Here is a 17,308-nt window from a genome sequence, read left to right as displayed (position 1 = left end):
GGAAAAGCGCAAAGCGATTTCCGGTTTGTGCTAGGAAGAAATGGCGCGATCCGAACAATTGCGATGGCGCAAACAGACAGATCGGTTTCGCAGTTCGGGCTATTTGGCCTTCTGGATAGTCTCTAGGCTGCCCTGCAAATACGGCCGGTCGGCTGGGAAAATTCCCGCCGACTTCGCGCCGAACACAGGGGATTTTTAGATGAAAAGCCATGCCAGGGTCGTCGTCATCGGCGGCGGTGTCGTCGGATGTTCGGTGCTTTATCACCTGACGAAATTCGGCTGGACGGACGTCGTGCTGCTCGAGCGCTCGGAGCTGACATCGGGTTCGACCTGGCATGCGGCCGGCGGCATGCACACGATCAATGGCGACCCTAACGTTGCCAAGCTGCAGAAATACACGGTCGAGCTCTATAAGGAGATCCAAGACTATTCCGGCCAGGATATCGGCCTGCACATGACATCAGGCCTGATGCTGGCGGCAACGCCGCAGCGCTTCGACTGGCTGAAATCGATCCTCGCCAAGGGCCGGTATAACGGCCTGGAGGCGACGTTGCTGACGCAGAAAGAAGCGCATGCAATGATGCCGCTCCTCGATCCCGACCAATTCGTCGGCGCACTCTACGATCCTGTCGAAGGTCACCTCGACCCCTATGGCACCACCCATGCCTATGCCCGCTCGGCAAAGAAGAACGGTGCTGAGATTTACCTGCACACCAAGGTCGAGGAGCTGGTGCAGCGCGAGGACGGCTCGTGGCGGGTGATTACCAATCAGGGCGAGATCGTTGCCGAGCATGTCGTCAATGCCGCCGGTCTCTGGGCACGCGAGGTCGGACGCATGGTTGGGCTGGAGCTGCCGGTGCTCGCCATGGAGCACATGTACTTGATCACCGAAGACATGCCGGAAGTCGCGGACTTCAACAAGGCGACTGGCAAGGAGCTGATGCACTGCGTCGATTTCGACGGCGAGATCTATCTGCGCCAGGAGCGGCAGGGCATGCTGATGGGCACATACGAAAAGGCCTGCCGCCCCTGGTCGCCGGTGACGACGCCCTGGGATTTCGGCCATGAGTTGCTGGCCGAGGATATCGAGCGCATCACGCCGGAGCTGGAAGTCGGCTTCCGCCATTTCCCCGCCTTCAACAATGCCGGCATCAAGAAGATCATCAACGGCCCGTTCACCTTCTCGCCCGACGGAAATCCGCTGGTCGGACCGGTGCGGGGGCTGATGAACTACTGGTCGGCTTGCGCGGTCATGGCCGGTTTCAGCCAGGGCGGCGGCGTGGGGCTGGCGCTCGCCAACTGGATGATCCATGGCGACCCCGGCTTCGACGTCTTCGCCATGGACGTCTCACGTTACGGCGACTACGCGACGCTTGCGTATACCAACGCCAAGGTGCGCGAGAACTATGCGCGGCGCTTCTCCATCCGCTATCCCAACGAGGAATTGCCGGCGGCGCGGCCGCTGCTGACGACGCCGATCTACGATAAGCTTAAGGCTGCGGGCGGCGTCTTCGGCGCGTCCTACGGGCTGGAGCAGGCGCTGTGGTTCGCACCCGCGGGCGAAATGGACGAGTTCTCCTGGCGGCGCTCCAACGATTTCGATGTGGTGGCGAAGGAGACGAAGGCGGTGCGCGACAGCGTCGGCCTGATGGAAACCTCCGGCTTTGCCAAATATTCGGTTAGGGGACCGGGCGCGGAAGCCTTTCTCGACGGGCTGCTCGCCTGCCGTATTCCAGCCGTCGGCCGCATGACGCTGGCGCCGATGCTGAAGCATGACGGCAAGCTGATCGGGGACTTCACACTCGCCAAACTGGGCGAGGGGGATTTCCTCGTCATCGGCTCCGGCGTTGCCGAAGCCTATCATATGCGCTGGTTCGAAAGCCATCTGCCGAAGGATGGATCGGTGGAGCTGAAAGCGCTCGGCCTGTCGCTGCTTGGACTTTCGATCGCCGGACCGAATGCGCGCAAGCTCCTGGAAAAGCTGACGCATCAGGATGTTTCCGCTGCCGCGTTCCCCTTCATGTCCATTCGCCGAATGGATCTCGGCATGGCGCCTGCCATCGTCGGCCGCGTCTCCTACACCGGCGATCTCGGTTATGAGATCTGGATGAAGCCGGAATATCAGCGCTACCTCTTCGATCTCCTGATGGAGGCCGGCGCCGAATTCGGCATTACGCTTTTCGGCCTCAGGGCATTGAACGCCCTGCGCCTCGACAAGTCCTACGGCAGTTGGGCGCGCGAATACCGTCCGCTCTATGGGCCGCTGGAAGCCGGGCTCGGCCGGTTCGTTGCGCTCTTCAAGGAGGCTGATTTCATCGGCAAATCAGCGGCGGCCAAGGAGAAGGTGGAGGGTGGAGCCTTGCGGCTACGCTCCTTTATTCTCGCGGCTGACGATGCCGATGTCATTGGTGATGAGCCGATCTATCACAACGGCGCCGTCTGTGGCTGGGTGACCTCGGGCGGTTATGCGCATGCCTCCGGTGTCTCGGTTGCCGTCGGTTATGTGCCGAAAGAGATTGCCGACGAAACGCAGGGATGGTCGATCGAACTGCTCGGCGACATATTGCCAGCGACATTGCAGCCGCAACCTTTGTTTGATGCCGATGGTGCGCGCATGCGCTCGTAAGCGTCGGGCTCGGAAGGAAGGGAACGGGCTTTTCGGGAGCCCGTTTCTGAAGAGATTTTTTTCAGCGAACCAAGTATGCGGATTGTCTGGCTATTTTTGAGCCAGAGAATGCCGTTTTTCTATTTTTTGTGGCTCGAATTGCGTCATTGCGCGAAGATTTGAAAAGATTTTGTCAATTTCCTGCCTTTTTGGCTTCACATTTCCTTCGAAAACAGTATGGAATCGCCCCTACGGGCCCTCTCAAAGGAAAACCCTAACCAATAAGAGATGCGGTCGACGAACTGCGCATCCAGGGGAAATGACATATGGATTATTTTATCCAGCAGCTCCTTAACGGGCTGACTCTCGGGTCTATCTACGGCCTGATCGCCATTGGCTATACCATGGTTTACGGCATCATCGGCATGATCAACTTTGCCCATGGCGACGTGTTTATGCTTGGTGGCTTCGCCGCTCTTATCACCTACCTGGTTCTCGTATCGCTCGTCGCCGGCCTGCCGGTGGCGATCATGCTCCTGGTGATGCTCATCGTCGCCATGCTGATGACGAGCCTGTGGAATTGGGTGATCGAGCGTATCGCTTACCGGCCTCTGCGCGGTTCGTTCCGTCTGGCGCCGCTGATCACCGCAATCGGCATGTCGATCGTGCTGTCGAACTTCATCCAGGTCGCACAGGGCCCGCGCAACAAGCCGATCCCGACGCTGGTGGGTGATGTCTACAATATCGGTGGCGTATCGCTGTCGCTGAAGCAGATCATCATCTTCATCTGCACGGTCGTTCTCCTCGCGGCATTCTGGTATCTGGTCAACAAGACCGCGCTTGGCCGCGCCCAGCGCGCCACCGAGCAGGATCGCAAGATGGCGGCGCTGCTCGGTATCAATGTCGACCGCACCATTTCCGTCACCTTCATCATGGGCGCGGCGCTCGCCGCTGTCGCCGGCACGATGTACCTGATGTATTATGGCGTCGCCAACTTTACCGATGGCTTCGTCCCCGGTGTCAAGGCGTTCACCGCTGCCGTTCTCGGAGGCATCGGCTCGTTGCCGGGTGCCGTTCTCGGCGGACTGATGATTGGTTTCATCGAGTCGTTCTGGTCGGGCAATTTCGCTATCGCGTACAAGGATGTCGCGACCTACGGCATCTTGGCCTACGTGTTGATCTTCAAGCCGACGGGTATTCTCGGACGGCCGGAAGTCGAGAAGGTATAACGCCATGGCAAGTTCAAATTTCGTTCCAGGCAAGACCGCGCCCGGCCTTGTCCAGAAAGGCATTACCGACGCCCTTTGGACAGCGGTCATCGCATTCGGCATGTTCGTGCTCTATATCGGCCTTAAGACCGATCAGAACATCGACAACCAGCTCATCATCGTTCAACGCTGGGGCCTCTTGGCATCCATCGTCGCGATTGCCGCCGCAGGGCGGTTCGTCATGACGGTGTTCGTGCAGCCCAGGCTGGCGGCCATGAAGGCGGCCAAGGCGAAGGCTCCGCCCGTCGAAGCCGAACCCGGCTTCATTTCGAAGAACTTCAACGCGATAGCGCTGGGTTTCCTGCTGATCTATCCGCTATTGGCGCTGGCGATTTTCGGTGCTCAGGGATCGCTGACCTATGTCGATAATTTCGGCATCCAGATCCTGATCTACGTGATGCTTGCCTGGGGTCTGAACATCGTCGTCGGACTCGCCGGCCTACTCGACCTCGGCTATGTCGCCTTCTATGCCGTCGGAGCTTATTCCTACGCGCTGCTGTCGACGCATTTCGGCCTATCCTTCTGGATCCTGCTGCCCTTGTCCGGCATCTTCGCCGGGTTGTGGGGCATGATCCTTGGCTTCCCGGTGCTGCGTCTGCGCGGCGACTATCTGGCCATCGTGACGCTGGCTTTCGGCGAAATCATCCGCATCGTCATCACCAACTGGACGGATGTCACCCGCGGTAGTTTCGGCATTTCCAACATAACGAAGGCCTCGCTGTTCGGCCTTTATACGTTCGATATGAAGGATCCGCACAATTTCGTTCGGACCTTCGGCCTGTCGATCTCGTCGGCTTGGTACAAGATCTTCCTGTTCTACGTCATCCTGGCGCTCTGCATGCTGACCGCCTATGTGACGATCCGGCTGCGCCGGATGCCGATCGGCCGTGCGTGGGAAGCCTTGCGCGAAGATGAAATCGCCTGCCGCTCGCTCGGCATCAACACGGTGACGACCAAGCTGACTGCATTCGCGACCGGCGCGATGTTCGGCGGCTTCGCCGGCTCGTTCTTTGCAGCCCGTCAGGGTTTCGTCTCGCCGGAATCCTTCGTCTTCCTCGAGTCCGCGGTCATCCTCGCCATCGTCGTTCTCGGCGGCATGGGCTCGTTGAAGGGCATCGCCATCGCCGCAATCGCCATGGTCGGCGGCACGGAATTGCTGCGCGACATGGGCTTCCTGAAGATAATTTTCGGTGCCGATTTCACTCCGGAACTCTACCGCATGCTGATTTTCGGCCTGGCGATGGTCGTCGTCATGATCGTGAAACCGCGCGGCTTCGTCGGCACTCGTGAGCCGACCGCCTTCCTCAAGGAGCGGAAAGCGGTCTCCGGCAGCTTTACAAAGGAGGGCCACGGCTGATGAACGCTGTGACCACAACCCCCGACGACGTCCTGCTGAAAGTCGATCATCTTTCGATGAAGTTCGGCGGCCTGATGGCGATCAACGACTTCTCCTTCGAGGCCAAGCGCGGCGATATCACTGCGCTGATCGGCCCGAACGGCGCCGGCAAGACCACCGTCTTCAATTGCATCACCGGTTTCTACAAGCCGACGATGGGCATGATCACGCTCAACCAGAAAAGCGGCAAGCAATTCCTCCTGGAGCGGCTGCCGGATTTCCGGATCACGCGTGAAGCCAAGGTGGCGCGCACGTTCCAGAACATCCGCCTGTTCTCGGGCCTGACCGTGCTTGAAAACCTGCTGGTTGCTCAACACAATAAGCTCATGCGCGCGTCTGGCTTTACCGTGCTTGGTCTGCTCGGCATCGGCAAATATCGCGCCGAGGCCAAGAATGCCATCGAACTGGCGCGCTTCTGGCTGGAGAAGGCGGATCTCGTCGATCGCGCCGACGACCCGGCCGGCGATCTTCCTTACGGCGCGCAACGCCGTCTCGAAATCGCCCGCGCCATGTGCACCGGGCCTGAGCTTCTGTGCCTGGACGAGCCGGCCGCCGGTCTCAACCCGCGCGAGTCGCTGGTGCTCAACGAATTCCTGCGCAGCATCCGCAAGGATGCCGACACGTCGATCCTTCTGATCGAACACGACATGTCGGTGGTCATGGAAATCTCCGACCACGTCGTCGTGCTCGAATACGGGCAGAAGATTGCCGATGGTACGCCGGACGAGGTCAAGAACGATCCGAGGGTGATCGCGGCCTATCTGGGTGTGGAAGATGAAGAAGTGGAAGAGGTGATTGCCGAAGTCGAGCACCTCCAAGAGGGCGAACAGCGATGACGGGGCAACCGCTTCTGAAAGTTGAAGGCGTCGAAACCTATTACGGCAATATCCGCGCCCTTGCCGGCGTCAATGTCGAAGTCAACAGCGGCGAAATCGTCAGTCTGATCGGCGCCAACGGTGCCGGCAAGTCGACATTAATGATGACGATCTGCGGCAGCCCGCAGGCCCGCAATGGTTCGGTGACCTTCGATGGCCGCGACATTACCCATATGCCGACCCACGAGATCGCCCGGCTGCGTATTGCGCAGTCGCCCGAAGGGCGGCGCATCTTCCCGCGCATGACGGTCTACGAGAACCTACAAATGGGCGCAAGCCTCGACAAACTCAAATATTTCAATGAGGACGTCGAGAAGATCTTCACCCTGTTTCCGCGCCTGAAGGAACGTCAGTCGCAGCGCGGCGGTACGCTGTCGGGCGGCGAACAGCAGATGCTGTCGATCGGCCGCGCGTTGATGGCCCGCCCGAAGCTGCTTCTGCTCGACGAGCCCTCGCTTGGCCTTGCGCCGCTGATCGTCAAGGGGATTTTCGAAGCCATCAAGGTTCTGAACAAGAGCCAGGGGCTCACCGTCTTCCTGGTCGAGCAGAACGCGTTTGCGGCCCTGAAGCTCTCCGACCGCGCCTATGTCATGGTCAACGGCCGGGTGACGATGAGCGGCTCCGGCAAGGAACTGCTTGCCAATCCGGAAGTGCGCTCCGCCTATCTCGAAGGCGGCCACCATTGAGCCTCGTTTTGCGGAGAATTTGATATGCAGGGACTTTTCTTCGAAAGCGATACCGGCGGGCGCCTCGTCATTCGTGTGGTTATCGTTCTTTTGGGTTTCTGGACGGCGTGGCGCGCCGGCCGCGCCGTGGCGAGCAACTGGAACTCCTACCCGCTGGCGGTCATCTATACTTTCCTGATCGGCCTCGGGCTGCAATTCCTGCATCACGCGCTGTTCAACGGCCCGGTATTCGACCTCGGCAACTATATTCTCGACGTGGTCCTTCTCCTCATCTTCTCGACGGCCAGCTATCGCTACCGCCGCACCTACCAGATGGTGAACAACTACTACTGGCTCTACGAAAAGACCTCGGCCTTTTCGTGGAAGAAGAAGAATTGACAGTGCGCCGAAACTAGGCTCAGTCTGAATACAAGGTGGGCTTGATCCTATCCGAAAACCGCTCGACATTTTTCGGGATCCTGTCCTCCCTACTTCGAAATACAAGCTTACCGGCGCGATGATTGGTGGGTATTGCGCAGGGCAACTCAAACGGAACCCGCTCAAAAAATTGGGAGTAACAATATGAAGAAGTATCTTCTGTCGGCCGTGGCTCTGTCGGCGATGATCGCGCTCAGCGGCGTTGCGAAGGCTGACATCATCGTTGGCGTTGCAGGCCCGCTGACGGGTGCAAATGCTGCGTTCGGCTCTCAGCTCCAAAAGGGTGCCGAGCAGGCCGTAGCGGACATCAACGCTGCCGGTGGCATCAACGGTGAAAAGATCAAGCTCGAACTCGGCGACGACGTTTCCGACGCCAAGCAGGGCGTTTCGGTCGCCAACAAGTTCGTCGCTGACGGCGTCAAGTTCGTTGTCGGCCACTTCAACTCGGGCGTTTCCATCCCGGCTTCGGAAGTTTATGCCGAAAACGGCATCCTTCAGATCACCCCGGCTTCCACCAACCCGGTATTCACCGAACGTGGCCTGTGGAACACCTTCCGTACCTGCGGTCGTGATGACCAGCAGGGTGCCGTTGCCGGCAAGTACATCGCCGACAACTTCAAGGGTGCCAAGGTTGCCGTCGTTCACGACAAGACCCCCTATGGCCAGGGCCTTGCCGACGAAACCAAGAAGAACCTCAACGCTGCCGGCGTGAAGGAAGTTCTCTACGAAGGCATCACCCCCGGCGACAAGGACTATTCGGCCCTCATCGCCAAGATGAAGCAAGCTGGTGTCGACTTCGTCTACTACGGCGGTCTGCACACCGAAGCCGGCCTGATCATGCGCCAGATGGCCGACCAGGGCGTCAAGGCTCACTTCATGTCCGGTGACGGTATCGTCTCGAACGAGCTGGCTTCGATCGCCGGCGACGCCGTTGACGGCACGCTGATGACCTTCGCGCCGGATCCGCGCAAGAACCCGGCTTCCAAGGATCTGGTCGCCAAGTTCCGCGCTGCGGGCTATGAGCCGGAAGGCTACACGCTCTATGCGTATGCTGCCATGCAGGTCATCGCCGACGCCGCAAAGGCTGCCGGCTCCAACGACCCGATGGCCGTTGCCGACGCGCTGAAGGCAAAGGGTCCGTACAAGACCGCCATCGGCGAACTCGGCTTCAACGAAAAGGGCGACATCACCCGTCCGGACTACGTGATGTACAAGTGGTCGAAGGGTTCCGACGGCAAGTACAACTACGCCGAAATGGAAAAATAAGCATCTGCATCGCCGGCTTTCCGGTGATGCGTTCGATCTGGAAGCCCGGTCATTGGCCGGGCTTCTTTGCATTCAAGCTGTGATGACAGCATTTCCTTTGCGGCGATCGTGCTCTAAGTCTGAGCCTATCTCGGCAGGAGGAAGATGCAGCATGACCAGACCCCGTATTCTCGTCACCCGGCGCTGGCCGGCCGCGGTGGAGGCCGTACTTTCCGAGCGCTTCGAAGCGACGTTCAATTCGGATGATATAGCGCTCGATGCCCGGCAGTTGCGCGAGGCCCTGCTATCTTATGATGCGGTGCTGCCGACCGTTTCCGATAGACTGCCGGCCGCGCTTTTCGAAGGCGATGCCATCAGGACAAAAATCGTCGGCAATTTCGGCGTGGGCTTCAATCATATCGACGTCGCTTCCGCCAAGGCCAAGGGCATCGTCGTCACCAACACGCCGGGGGTGCTGACCGATTGTACCGCCGATATCGCCATTCTGCTGCTGCTGTCCGTGGCGCGCCGCGCCGGGGAAGGGGAACGCGAGCTGCGTGCCGGCGAATGGAGCGGCTGGCGGCCGACGCACTTGATCGGCACGAAGGTCACCGGCAAAACCGTCGGCATCATCGGTTTCGGCCGCATCGGCAAGGCTTTCGCGCAGCGCTGTCATTTCGGTTTCGGCATGGAGGTCGTCTTCTATAATCGCTCTGCGGTCGATCCGATGGAAGCAACGCGGTACGGCGCGGTGCAATTGCCGACGATCGAGGATGTGCTTGCAGCCTCCGATTTCGTGTCGTTGCATTGCCCTGGCGGCGCCGAGAACCGTCACCTGATGAATGCTGCCCGTTTCGCCGCCATGAAGCCTGGCGCCTTCCTGATCAACACCGCCCGCGGCGATGTCGTCGACGAGGCAGCGCTGATTTCAGCCCTGGAGCAAGGCACCATCCGTGGCGCCGGCCTCGACGTCTATGAAGCGGAGCCGAATGTGCCGGAGAAATTGAAGGCGATGGAGAATGTCGTGCTGCTGCCGCATCTTGGCAGCGCGACCGAAGAGACGCGCACGGCCATGGGAATGAAGGTGGTGGACAATATCACCGCTTTTTTCGAAGGGCGCGAGCCGCCGGATCGGGTGGCTTGATTCCGTCGGCGCTGCCTTTACCGCCGTAGAAGCGCAGCCATTGCCACTCTTTTCATCGTCTGGCGAAAAATGCAGCGGATGCCAGCCGCAGCAGACCGGTGTTCTAGGGCGTTGCATAAGGCACAGAAATTGCTTGCCTTTACTCCTTGACGGGTTTCAAAGACCGGCGATGGCATGATGTGAGGAGCGCAGAGGCAGGATGGCGATGGCAGCGGCGAGCACAAGACCGCAGAGGGCGCGCGGGCGCGGCCATCTGGCGGCCAAGGCGCTTGATGGGCGCACGCGCCTTGCCGAACTTTTCCAAGAAGGTGCGGCGAAGATTCGCCTGCCTGACACGTTCGACAATTCCATGGAAGCCGTCATCATCAACACCGCCGGCGGGTTGACCGGCGGCGACCGGATGGATTGGAGCATCGTCGCGGGACCCGGCACACGCATCGATGTGACCACCCAGGCCTGCGAGAAAATCTATAAAGCATCCGCAGGCACCGCTGAAGTCGTGACTTCGATCAAGGTCGATACTGACGCGCGTGTCGATTGGTTGCCGCAGGAAACCATTCTGTTCGATCGCGCCTCGCTGTCGCGCAGGCTCGATGTCGATCTTGACGAGACCGCCGAATTTCTGGCCGTCGAGGCAATTTTGCTGGGCCGCAAGGCGATGGGCGAGGCGATGGTGCGGGGGCTGTTTCGCGACCGCTGGCGCATCCGCCGCGCCGACCGGTTGATCCATGCCGAGGAGCTGAGGCTCGATGGCGATGTCGCAGCGTTGACGGCCGAACATGCCGTTCTGAGCGGCCAGGTTGCCTTTGCGACTCTGCTCTATGCCGGGCCGCTGGCGGAGACCTATCTCGCCAAGGTGCGGCCGCTCGTTGGGGAGCATATGGGCGGTGCCAGCCAATGGCGCGACAAGCTGGTGGTACGGCTGGCGGCGTCCGACGGCTTCGCACTTAGAAAAATCCTGATCCCGGTCATTTCCGCCTTGCGTAACGGAACGCCAGTGCCGAAAGTCTGGAATCTGTAGTTCGAGCAAATAGCAATTACATAGGTAGGCGATGAACCTCACTCCGAGAGAAAAAGATAAGCTGTTGATTTCCATGGCGGCAATGGTGGCACGGCGGCGGCTGGAGCGCGGCGTCAAGCTCAACCATCCGGAAGCCATCGCGCTGATCACCGACTTCGTCGTCGAAGGTGCCCGCGACGGCCGCCCGGTCGCCGAACTGATGGAAGCGGGCGCCCATGTCATCACCCGCGAGCAGGTGATGGAGGGAATTGCCGAGATGATCCATGACGTACAGGTCGAGGCGACGTTTCCGGATGGAACGAAGCTCGTGACCGTGCACGAGCCGATCCGCTGAACGACGGCAGAGGAAAAACCATGATTCCAGGCGAAATTCTTGCCGCAAGCGGCGATATCGAACTGAACGCCGGCGCGCCGACGATAACGCTGGAGGTCTCCAATACCGGCGACCGGCCGGTGCAGGTGGGCAGCCACTATCATTTTGCCGAAACGAACGGTGGTCTTGCCTTTGACCGCGACAAAGCCAAGGGCATGCGTCTCGATATCCCCGCAGGGACCGCAGTGCGTTTCGAGCCGGGCCAGACGCGCTCGGTGACGCTGATCCCGCTCTCCGGCAAGCGCGAGGTCTACGGCTTCCGCCAGCAGATCATGGGCAAACTCTGAGGCTAACGGGGAGAGGCGGTATGTCTTTGAGAATGCTTGCGTCCGGTGCATGTGTTGCGATGGTTTTGATGTGCGGCTCGGCCCATGCGCAAAACGATACGGACCAGCCGGAGGTCGATTGCAATAATGCAGAGACGCAGATGGACATGAACATCTGCTCGCAGCGCGACTACGACAAGGCCGACAAGGCTTTGAACGAGCAATACAAAAAGACGCGTGCGGCCATGGTTGCCACCGATGCCGATCTCGATGCCGACCAAAAAGGCGCCGAAAAGGCATTGGTCAAGGCGCAACGCGCCTGGGTCGACTATCGCGATGGCCAATGCGAAGCGGAGGGCTTCGAGGCGAGAGGCGGTTCTATGGAGCCCATGCTCGTTTCCGGATGCAAGGCGACCTTGACGAAGCAGCGGACCAAAGAGCTAAAGGCACTGGCCGATGGGCCGGAGGGTGCGCAGTGAGCGCAAAACGCAGGATCATGATCGTCGGCAACGGCGAGATCGCAGAAGCGGCGGCGAAAGAGATCGCCGCCGCCGATCTGGTCGTGCGTTTCAACGATTGCCGTTCCGTTGCGTTGAGCGGCAGCCGCACCGATATCGTCGCGGTCTGCAACACCGGCCGACCGGCGCGAGCGATGCTCGGTTCTGCCGAATGGCGCAACAGTCCGCCGATCGCCGCCGCGTCGGAAATCTGGAGCGTCCGTGACCCTCGCAAGTTTGCTGCGCTACGCGCGCCACTGGCGTTGTCGCATCCGGAACTCAACGATTTCTGCGATGACTACACGGATCAATTCACCGCTTTCTGTAATGCCACACGCAAACGTCATGTGGTTATCGACCAATCGGTTCATGAGAGCGTCGATGAAGCGCTCGCGGCGCACGAACCGGGTGCCTATATCGTGCCGAGCAGCGGCATGGTTGTCATTGCCGATCTGCTTTTGCGCTATCCAGATGATGACATCGCCATCACCGGCTTCAGCCATACCGGATGGGATGGCCATCCGTTTGCGGCGGAGAAACGGCTGGTCGACTTTTATATTTCCCTCGGTCGCCTGAGGCGCATCGCCAACAAGACTCCCATTCTTTCCTCCCAAGGAGCCTGATTTATGCCCTATAAGATTTCCCGCGCGGCCTATGCCAACATGTTCGGGCCGACCACCGGCGATAAGGTGCGGCTTGCCGATACGGAACTTTTCATCGAGGTGGAGAAGGATTTCACCACCTATGGCGAGGAGGTGAAGTTCGGCGGCGGCAAGGTCATTCGTGACGGCATGGGGCAGAGCCAGGTGACGCGGGCGAACGGTGCTGTCGACACCGTCATCACCAACGCGCTGATCGTCGATACCTGGGGGATCGTTAAGGCTGATATCGGCCTCAAGGACGGCAGGATCGTCGCGATCGGCAAGGCCGGCAATCCGGACATGCAGCCGGGCGTCAACATCATCGTGGGTCCGGGCACGGAGGCGATCGCAGGTGAGGGCAAGATCGTCACGGCTGGCGGTATGGACAGCCATATCCACTTCATCTGCCCGCAGCAGATCGAAGAGGCGCTGATGAGCGGGCTGACGACCATGCTGGGCGGCGGCACGGGACCGGCGCACGGAACGCTCGCCACCACCTGCACGCCCGGCCCATGGCATATTGCCCGCATGATCGAGGCTGCCGACGCCTTTCCGATGAACCTCGCCTTTGCCGGCAAGGGCAATGCCTCGCTGCCCGGCGCGCTCGAGGAGATGGTGCTTGCCGGCGCCACCTCGTTGAAGCTGCACGAGGATTGGGGGACGACGCCCGGCGCGATCGACTGCTGCCTCACGGTCGCCGATGCATATGATGTGCAGGTGATGATCCACACGGATACGTTGAACGAAAGTGGCTTCGTCGAAGACACGATCGGCGCCATCAAGGGCCGTACCATCCATGCGTTTCATACCGAAGGGGCAGGCGGCGGCCATGCGCCCGACATCATCAAGATCTGCGGCCAGTCGAATGTCATACCGTCGTCGACCAATCCGACGCGTCCCTATACGGTTAACACGATTGCCGAGCATCTCGACATGTTGATGGTCTGCCATCACCTGTCGCCGTCGATCCCGGAAGACATTGCTTTCGCCGAAAGCCGCATCCGCAAGGAGACGATTGCGGCGGAAGACATTCTTCACGATATCGGTGCCTTCTCGATCATTTCGTCCGACAGCCAGGCCATGGGCCGCGTCGGCGAAGTGGCGATCCGAACCTGGCAGACCGCCGACAAGATGAAGCGCCAGCGCGGCCGCCTTGCCCAGGAAACCGGCGACAACGACAATTTCCGCGTCAAACGCTATATCGCCAAATACACGATCAATCCGGCGATCGCCCATGGCCTCAGCCATGAGATCGGCTCGATCGAAGCCGGCAAGCGCGCCGATCTGGTGATCTGGAACCCGGCCTTCTTCGGAGTGAAGCCGGATATGGTCCTGCTCGGCGGCTCGATCGCAGCCGCTCCCATGGGCGATCCGAACGCCTCCATCCCGACGCCGCAGCCGGTGCATTACCGCCCGATGTTTGCCTCTTTTGGCAAGAGCCTGACAAACTCCTCGGTTATTTTCGTGTCGCAGGCTTCGCTCGACGCCGGACTTGCCGGAAGGCTCGGCGTCGCCAAGAGCCTTGTTGCCGTCAAGAATACCCGCGGGGGGATTTCCAAGGCGTCGATGGTTCACAACAGCCTGACGCCGCATATCGAAGTGGATCCGGAGACCTATGAAGTGCGCGCCGATGGCGAGCTTCTGACCTGCGAGCCGGCGACGGTGCTGCCGATGGCGCAACGTTATTTCCTGTTTTAACGGGAACTGCGACGTTTCATCGCCTGTGGATTACGAGAGCCCCTGGATTTCAGGGGTTTTTCGTGAAGACCCCAAACTATTGCAGCATAATCAGAGACTTGTATCGGCGCTCGTTCGCGTCGCAACCTCACGTAAGGGCACGCGTGAGTTTGATGCCAAATCTCAGCAGTTCATAAGTTGAGAAATGTCCAGCATTTTAACGATCGCGTTAAAGACCTGGAAGAGCGTTCGCCCCTATCTCAAATCATCGAATTGATGGGCTGAGGAAGGTGATTCGCATGAAACGGTGGATTTCGCTGCAGGCCGAACTCGGTAATTTCCAGCAGCGTCGCACGATATATATTTTCGCGCTAAAGATGAGTTTTCTAGCGGTCATCCTGTCCGTCGCCATCATTCTCGTGATGCTGCCAGTCGTCGAATGGCTTGGCCTGTTGCCGTTGCCGATACTGGAGGCGATCCGCCTCTGCCTGCTGCTCGCCTGGCTCATCGGCGGAACGGTCTCCGGCGTATTGGCGCTGCTGGCCGGCTATGCCATTCACAAGCTCGCGGTCTCACGCGCCGAATTCGAACGGCTGAGCCGAACCGACATGTTGTCGGGATTGCTGAACCGTCGCGCTTTTACCGATGCGCTGGAGGAGGCGAAAGACGATGCCTCGCTGGTGATCTTCGATGTCGATCGATTCAAGACGATCAATGACCGCTACGGGCATGCTTCGGGCGATGCCGTCATCATCGCCGTGTCGCAAATCTTTTCTGGCATCTTCAAGGGCAGGGATGTGATTGCCCGCCTCGGCGGCGAGGAGTTTGGCGCCATCGTCCATGGCCGCGACATGGCCGAACGCATCGCCCGCATCGAGGGCGTGAAAACGCGGATTGCCGATCACGCCATCGCCGTCGAAGGCGGCGCAGTGAAGATCACTATTTCCGCAGGGATTGCGGATATGTGGGGCGAGCGCAAGAAGGAACTCGTCTATGCCGCCGCGGACAAGGCGCTGTATCTCGCCAAGGCGCTTGGCCGCAATCGTGTCGTTCATGAAAGCGAATGGCTGAACCATGTCTGGCAACGCCGGTCGGTCGAGGAGGGACAAGAAACGGCGCCCGACCATGTGGAGCCGCATCGATACGGCCATGGAATATAGATCTGCGAAACCGGCACTGGTCCTTGCGCGGAAAGCGGCTATTTTGCATGGTCTGATAAAGTTTTGAACTGGACAGGTCATGCTACGCGTCACTTCCTATCTGCCGGCCGGCACCCCATCCTCCAATCCGATCGATCGTGTCGTGCTGCCGCATGATCTCCGGCATCTGCGCCGCAAACTGCTGCATCTCGAAAATGGCGAGATGGTCATGCTCGATCTGAAGGAGCCGGTTCTGTTTGCCAACGGTGATCTTTTGGTGCGCGAAGACGGCGAATTGATCGAAATCGTCGCCGCGGCGGAAAAGCTGTTCGAGATCAAGCCGCGCGATCGCCGGCATCTGATCGAGCTCGCCTGGCATCTCGGCAATCGGCATCTTTCGGCACAGATCGAGGAAGACCGTATCCTCATCCTGCGCGATCATGTCATTCGCTCCATGCTCGAAGGCCTCGGCGCAACGGTAACCGAGGTCAGCGAAGCCTTCCAGCCGGCGCGTGGCGCCTATCATGCTCATGGCGGCCATTCGCACGGTCACGATCACGGGCATCATGATCATGCCCATAATCATGATCACGGGCATGACCATCACGATCATTCGCGCGACTGAACATGATGGGCGGGATTTCAGCGGCGGAGGATGGCGATCTGCAGGCGCTTTTGCGGCTGATGGCTTGGCTGTCGCCGGCTTTCCCCGTCGGTTCCTTCGCCTATTCGGGCGGGCTGGAACGCGCTGTCCATGATGGTCTGGTGCGGGACACGGCGAGCCTTCGGGATTGGATCGTCGCATTGATCCGCCATGGCTCGGTCTGGAACGATGCTGTCTTGCTTGCTGAGGCGCATGGCGCGGCCGAGGATGCGGCGCGGCTGGCCGCGGCGGCCGAGCTTGCCGAAGCACTGGCCGGCTCGAAGGAGCGCCATCAGGAGACCATGCTGCTCGGCGAAGCTTTTCTTTCCGCCGCCAGCGCCTGGCCGCATCCGGTCTTTTCCATGCTGCCGGCGAAAACGGCTTATCCGGTGGCGGTCGGTGCTGTGGCTGGCGCGCATGACATCGCAAGGGAAAAGGCACTCGCGGCTTTCCTGCATGCGCTGGCGTCGCAGATGCTGTCGGCCGGTATTCGCCTCGGGGTGACTGGACAGAAGGACGGTGTCGCGATCCTGGCGGCGCTGGGAGACGTCATCGCCGAGGTCGCAAAGCGGGCGGCGCAATCGAGCCTAGACGATCTCGGTGCCGCGACCGTGCAGGCTGACATTGCCAGCCTTCGTCATGAGACGCAGGGCACCCGGCTCTTTCGATCCTGAGGGAAGGGCGCAGGCAAATATTACGATCGAAGCAGAGCCTACGTCATTCGCCGCTGTGCGAGACGCGTTTGCCTCGCTATTCTATGTTTTTATCGGAGTTTCGAGCATGAAATCGAGAAATGGACCCTTACGCGTCGGCATCGGCGGGCCTGTCGGCTCGGGCAAGACGGCGTTGACCGAAAAGCTTTGTAAGGCAATGCGCGACGATTATTCCGTCGCGGTGGTGACCAACGATATCTACACGACCGAGGATGCCGAGGCCCTGGTGCGCATGCAGGCGCTGACCTCGGATCGGATCGTCGGCGTCGAAACCGGCGGTTGCCCGCACACCGCCATTCGCGAAGACGCGACGATCAACCTGCAGGCCATCGCCGGCCTCAACGAGCGGCTTCCCGATCTCGACGTCGTCTTCATCGAATCCGGCGGCGATAATCTGGCGGCGACCTTTTCGCCGGATCTCGCCGATATCACCATTTATGTGATCTCGGTCTGCCAGGGCGAGGAAATTCCGCGCAAGGGCGGTCCCGGCATTACCAAATCCGACCTTCTCGTCATCAACAAGAAGGACCTCGCGCCCTTCGTCGACGTCAATCTCGACGTCATGGACCGCGATGCGACTCGCATGCGCCAGGCCCGTCCCTTCGTGTTCTCCGATATGAAACGCGGCGATGGCGTCGGAACGATCGTCGACTTCCTAAAGGAACAGGGCGGCCTGTAAGCCGCCCCGCCATTGTCTTCCGT

General features: G+C 60.0%; 18 protein-coding genes. All 18 read left to right on the top strand.

Annotation, left to right across the window (positions count from 1 at the left end):
• Positions 1–199: 199 nt before the first annotated feature.
• The 18 genes from N2601_RS11775 (at position 200) to ureG (ending at position 17,285) form a co-directional block, all read left to right on the top strand.
• Positions 200–2,626 carry a GcvT family protein gene (locus N2601_RS11775; protein WP_104824006.1) on the top strand — a complete coding sequence of 809 codons (2,427 nt, stop codon included), beginning with the start codon at positions 200–202 and terminating at the stop codon, positions 2,624–2,626.
• A 305-nt stretch (positions 2,627–2,931) separates the two neighbouring features.
• On the top strand, positions 2,932–3,834 hold the full coding sequence (locus tag N2601_RS11770) for a branched-chain amino acid ABC transporter permease (protein ID WP_104824005.1): 903 nt from the start codon (positions 2,932–2,934) through the stop codon (positions 3,832–3,834).
• A 4-nt stretch (positions 3,835–3,838) separates the two neighbouring features.
• Complete coding sequence (gene livM / locus N2601_RS11765; RefSeq protein WP_104824004.1) at positions 3,839–5,230, top strand: high-affinity branched-chain amino acid ABC transporter permease LivM; 1,392 nt, start codon at positions 3,839–3,841, stop codon at positions 5,228–5,230.
• A complete protein-coding gene (locus tag N2601_RS11760) occupies positions 5,230–6,105 on the top strand; it encodes an ABC transporter ATP-binding protein (RefSeq protein WP_104824003.1) in 876 nt (291 codons plus the stop codon). Before livM ends, N2601_RS11760 begins: the two co-directional genes overlap by 1 nt.
• Positions 6,102–6,830, top strand: coding sequence for an ABC transporter ATP-binding protein (locus N2601_RS11755; RefSeq protein ID WP_028751911.1), 729 nt, complete (start codon positions 6,102–6,104; stop codon positions 6,828–6,830). The genes N2601_RS11760 and N2601_RS11755 overlap by 4 nt, the downstream gene beginning before the upstream one ends.
• Before the next feature lie 24 nt (positions 6,831–6,854).
• Entirely contained in the window at positions 6,855–7,208 is a 354-nt protein-coding gene (locus N2601_RS11750) for a DUF6867 family protein (protein WP_104824002.1), read from the top strand.
• 183 nt (positions 7,209–7,391) lie between these two features.
• The gene (locus N2601_RS11745) at positions 7,392–8,513 is read left to right on the top strand and encodes a branched-chain amino acid ABC transporter substrate-binding protein (protein ID WP_104824001.1); all 1,122 of its coding nucleotides are present in this window, start codon (positions 7,392–7,394) and stop codon (positions 8,511–8,513) included.
• A gap of 151 nt (positions 8,514–8,664) precedes the next feature.
• Entirely contained in the window at positions 8,665–9,636 is a 972-nt protein-coding gene (locus tag N2601_RS11740; protein ID WP_104824000.1) for a 2-hydroxyacid dehydrogenase, read from the top strand.
• A gap of 199 nt (positions 9,637–9,835) precedes the next feature.
• A complete protein-coding gene (locus N2601_RS11735; RefSeq protein ID WP_104823999.1) occupies positions 9,836–10,657 on the top strand; it encodes an urease accessory protein UreD in 822 nt (273 codons plus the stop codon).
• A 31-nt stretch (positions 10,658–10,688) separates the two neighbouring features.
• The gene (locus tag N2601_RS11730) at positions 10,689–10,991 is read left to right on the top strand and encodes an urease subunit gamma (protein WP_104823998.1); all 303 of its coding nucleotides are present in this window, start codon (positions 10,689–10,691) and stop codon (positions 10,989–10,991) included.
• 20 nt (positions 10,992–11,011) lie between these two features.
• Positions 11,012–11,317, top strand: coding sequence for an urease subunit beta (locus N2601_RS11725; protein ID WP_104823997.1), 306 nt, complete (start codon positions 11,012–11,014; stop codon positions 11,315–11,317).
• A 20-nt stretch (positions 11,318–11,337) separates the two neighbouring features.
• Positions 11,338–11,775: a lysozyme inhibitor LprI family protein gene (locus N2601_RS11720; protein WP_104823996.1), complete on the top strand. Its 438-nt coding sequence runs from the start codon at positions 11,338–11,340 to the stop codon at positions 11,773–11,775.
• A gap of 17 nt (positions 11,776–11,792) precedes the next feature.
• On the top strand, positions 11,793–12,416 hold the full coding sequence (locus N2601_RS11715; protein WP_104825180.1) for a Urease operon accessory protein: 624 nt from the start codon (positions 11,793–11,795) through the stop codon (positions 12,414–12,416).
• A 3-nt stretch (positions 12,417–12,419) separates the two neighbouring features.
• Positions 12,420–14,132: an urease subunit alpha gene (gene ureC / locus N2601_RS11710; protein ID WP_260303094.1), complete on the top strand. Its 1,713-nt coding sequence runs from the start codon at positions 12,420–12,422 to the stop codon at positions 14,130–14,132.
• A gap of 278 nt (positions 14,133–14,410) precedes the next feature.
• Positions 14,411–15,271, top strand: coding sequence for a GGDEF domain-containing protein (locus tag N2601_RS11705; RefSeq protein WP_104823994.1), 861 nt, complete (start codon positions 14,411–14,413; stop codon positions 15,269–15,271).
• Positions 15,272–15,350: 79 nt separating this feature from the next.
• Positions 15,351–15,875 (top strand): urease accessory protein UreE, encoded by a 525-nt coding sequence (gene ureE, locus N2601_RS11700; RefSeq protein WP_104823993.1) that lies wholly within the window; start codon positions 15,351–15,353, stop codon positions 15,873–15,875.
• Positions 15,876–15,880: 5 nt separating this feature from the next.
• Positions 15,881–16,567, top strand: coding sequence for an urease accessory protein UreF (locus N2601_RS11695; protein WP_104825179.1), 687 nt, complete (start codon positions 15,881–15,883; stop codon positions 16,565–16,567).
• 106 nt (positions 16,568–16,673) lie between these two features.
• Positions 16,674–17,285 (top strand): urease accessory protein UreG, encoded by a 612-nt coding sequence (gene ureG / locus N2601_RS11690; RefSeq protein ID WP_104823992.1) that lies wholly within the window; start codon positions 16,674–16,676, stop codon positions 17,283–17,285.
• Positions 17,286–17,308: the final 23 nt, after the last annotated feature.

Origin of the sequence: Rhizobium sp. CB3060 (assembly GCF_025200735.1) — a bacterium.
Classification (GTDB): Bacteria; Pseudomonadota; Alphaproteobacteria; order Rhizobiales; family Rhizobiaceae; genus Rhizobium.
Note: the sequence above shows the minus strand (reverse complement) of the source record. Positions and strands in the feature narration are given on the sequence as shown.

Bases quoted from the DNA above. Each gene is read 5' to 3' on its own strand.
- ureG (WP_104823992.1), top strand. From the start codon at position 16,674: ATGAAATCGAGAAATGGACCCTTACGCGTCGGCATCGGCGGGCCTGTC.
- ureC (WP_260303094.1), top strand. From the start codon at position 12,420: ATGCCCTATAAGATTTCCCGCGCGGCCTATGCCAACATGTTCGGGCCG.
- N2601_RS11695 (WP_104825179.1), top strand. From the start codon at position 15,881: ATGGGCGGGATTTCAGCGGCGGAGGATGGCGATCTGCAGGCGCTTTTG.
- N2601_RS11770 (WP_104824005.1), top strand. From the start codon at position 2,932: ATGGATTATTTTATCCAGCAGCTCCTTAACGGGCTGACTCTCGGGTCT.
- N2601_RS11750 (WP_104824002.1), top strand. From the start codon at position 6,855: ATGCAGGGACTTTTCTTCGAAAGCGATACCGGCGGGCGCCTCGTCATT.
- ureE (WP_104823993.1), top strand. From the start codon at position 15,351: ATGCTACGCGTCACTTCCTATCTGCCGGCCGGCACCCCATCCTCCAAT.
- livM (WP_104824004.1), top strand. From the start codon at position 3,839: ATGGCAAGTTCAAATTTCGTTCCAGGCAAGACCGCGCCCGGCCTTGTC.
- N2601_RS11730 (WP_104823998.1), top strand. From the start codon at position 10,689: ATGAACCTCACTCCGAGAGAAAAAGATAAGCTGTTGATTTCCATGGCG.
- N2601_RS11755 (WP_028751911.1), top strand. From the start codon at position 6,102: ATGACGGGGCAACCGCTTCTGAAAGTTGAAGGCGTCGAAACCTATTAC.
- N2601_RS11725 (WP_104823997.1), top strand. From the start codon at position 11,012: ATGATTCCAGGCGAAATTCTTGCCGCAAGCGGCGATATCGAACTGAAC.
- N2601_RS11740 (WP_104824000.1), top strand. From the start codon at position 8,665: ATGACCAGACCCCGTATTCTCGTCACCCGGCGCTGGCCGGCCGCGGTG.
- N2601_RS11760 (WP_104824003.1), top strand. From the start codon at position 5,230: ATGAACGCTGTGACCACAACCCCCGACGACGTCCTGCTGAAAGTCGAT.
- N2601_RS11720 (WP_104823996.1), top strand. From the start codon at position 11,338: ATGTCTTTGAGAATGCTTGCGTCCGGTGCATGTGTTGCGATGGTTTTG.
- N2601_RS11705 (WP_104823994.1), top strand. From the start codon at position 14,411: ATGAAACGGTGGATTTCGCTGCAGGCCGAACTCGGTAATTTCCAGCAG.
- N2601_RS11775 (WP_104824006.1), top strand. From the start codon at position 200: ATGAAAAGCCATGCCAGGGTCGTCGTCATCGGCGGCGGTGTCGTCGGA.
- N2601_RS11735 (WP_104823999.1), top strand. From the start codon at position 9,836: ATGGCGATGGCAGCGGCGAGCACAAGACCGCAGAGGGCGCGCGGGCGC.
- N2601_RS11715 (WP_104825180.1), top strand. From the start codon at position 11,793: ATGATCGTCGGCAACGGCGAGATCGCAGAAGCGGCGGCGAAAGAGATC.
- N2601_RS11745 (WP_104824001.1), top strand. From the start codon at position 7,392: ATGAAGAAGTATCTTCTGTCGGCCGTGGCTCTGTCGGCGATGATCGCG.